The organism is Streptomyces ziwulingensis (genome assembly GCF_039542605.1).
GTDB classification, from domain to species: domain Bacteria; phylum Actinomycetota; class Actinomycetes; order Streptomycetales; family Streptomycetaceae; genus Streptomyces; species Streptomyces ziwulingensis.
This window is the reverse complement of record NZ_BAABIG010000105.1, coordinates 1-1,980: the sequence shown is the minus strand read 5'-3', so window position 1 is coordinate 1,980 and position 1,980 is coordinate 1. Positions and strand designations below refer to the sequence as shown.

The following is a 1,980-nucleotide window of genomic DNA, read 5'->3' as shown; positions in this document are numbered from 1 at the left end:
ACCGCACCCCGCGTCACCACGACCAGCCGGGTGTCCTCCAGACCACCGCCGGCCAGCCAGGTCTGGACGACCTCCAGGGTGCGGTCGGTCACCGCGAGCGGGGTGTCGTCCGGGCCGGCCGTCACGGCCTCCAGGACGACGGCGCCGGGCAGTCCGGCGCCGTCCGCGCTGTCCTCGGCCAGCGTCGCCACCTCTTCCGCGGTGGACAGCCGGAGCCAGGTGGGGGGCTCCGGGTCCTCGGGCCGGGGCAGCGGGACCCAGTCGACGCCGAAGAGCACGTCGCCGCCGCCCTCGGTGCGCAGTTGTTCGGCGGCGACCGGGCGGAACACCAGTGACCGAGCGCTGAGGACCGGGCTGCCGGTCTCGTCGGCGGCTTCCAGGGAGAGCGCTTCCGGGGCGGGCTGGGTGACCCGGATCCGCAGGGTCGCGGCTCCGGAGGCGTGCAGGGTGACCCCGTTCCAGGCGAAGGGCAGCATGGTGCGGTGCTCGCCGCTGCTGAGGAACGCCTTGGTGTGCAGGGCGGCGTCCAGGAGCGCGGGGTGCAGGCCGAACTCCGAGGCGGCGGCGTGCTGTTGCTCGGGCAGGGCGATCTCGGCGAAGAGTTCCCCGTCGCGCCGCCACACCGCGCGCAGGCCGCGGAAGACGGGGCCGTAGCGGTAGTCGTGCTCGCGCAGTCCGGCGTAGAAGTCCTCCGGGGTCACCTCGACGGGTTCGGCGCCGGGCGGCGGCCAGGTGGTGAGGTCGGGGTGGGCGGCGGGGCGGGTGCGGGGGGCCGGGGTGAGGACGCCGGTGGCGTGCCGGGTCCAGCCGTCGGCGCCGGCCGCTCCGTCGCGCGCGGAGTGGATGGTGACGGTGCGGTCGCCCTGGTCGTCGGGGCCGCCGACGGCGACCTGGACGCGTACGCCGCCCTTGTCGGGCAGGATCAGCGGGGCTTCGATGACGAGTTCGTCGAGGCCGGCGCAGCCGGCCTCGTCGCCCGCGCGGACGGCGAGTTCCACCAGCGCGGTGCCGGGCAGGAGGACGACGTCGCCGACGGCGTGGTCGGCGAGCCAGGGGTGGGTGCGCAGCGACAGCCGGGAGGTGCACAGCACGCCGCCGGTGTCAGGTGTCTCGACCACCGCGCCGATCAGCGGGTGGTCGGCGCCGGCCAGTCCCAAGGAGGCGGCGTCGCCCGCGGCGGCCGGGGCGGGCAGCCAGTAGTGCTGGTGGTCGAAGGCGTAGGTGGGCAGTTCGACGGGGCGGGCGGGAGTGGTCAGGACGCCGGTCCAGTCCACCGGGACGTCCTTGACGAACAGTTCGGCCAGTGAGGCCAGCAGCCGTCGGGGGCCGCCGTCGTCGCGCCGCAGGGTGCCGGTGACCAGCACGTCGGCGCCGTCGGCGGCCTCGCTGATCGCCGGGGCCAGTACCGGGTGGGCGCCGGCCTCCACGAACACGGTGTGGCCGGCGGCCAGCAGGCCGGTGACGGCGGGCCCGAACCGGACCTGGCCGCGCAGGTTGCGGTACCAGTAACCGCCGTCGAGGACGCCCGCCTCACGGACCCATTCGCCGGTGACCGCGGAGTGGAACGGCACCAGCGGCGCCCGGCCGCGGATGTCCGCGAACGCCTCGGCCAGCGGGGTTTCGACGGCCTCGACGTGGTGGGTGTGGGAGGCGTAGTCCACCGCGACCCGGCGTACCCGCACCCCGTCCGCCTTCAGCGCGTCGAGCGCCTCGTCGAGCGCGTCCGCGTCTCCGGCGATCACCACCGACGACGGCCCGTTGACGGCGGCGACCTCGATCCGGCCGTCCCAGGCGGCGATGCGCTTGGCGGCCTCCGCCTCGGGCAGGGACACGGCGACCATACCGCCGTGCCCGGACAGCCGCTCGGCGATCACCTGGCTGCGGACGGCGACGATCCGGGCGGCGTCGTCCAGCGTCAGCGCGCCCGCCACACAGGCGGCGGCGATCTCCCCCTGCGAGTGGCCGACCACCGCGTCCGGT

1 protein-coding gene is annotated in these 1,980 nt (G+C 75.9%); it reads right to left on the bottom strand.

The annotated features are described in order from the left end of the window. Nucleotides 1–1,980, bottom strand: a 1,980-nt coding sequence (locus ABEB00_RS35355) for an acyltransferase domain-containing protein (protein WP_345624839.1), incomplete at both ends; no start/stop codon positions are given.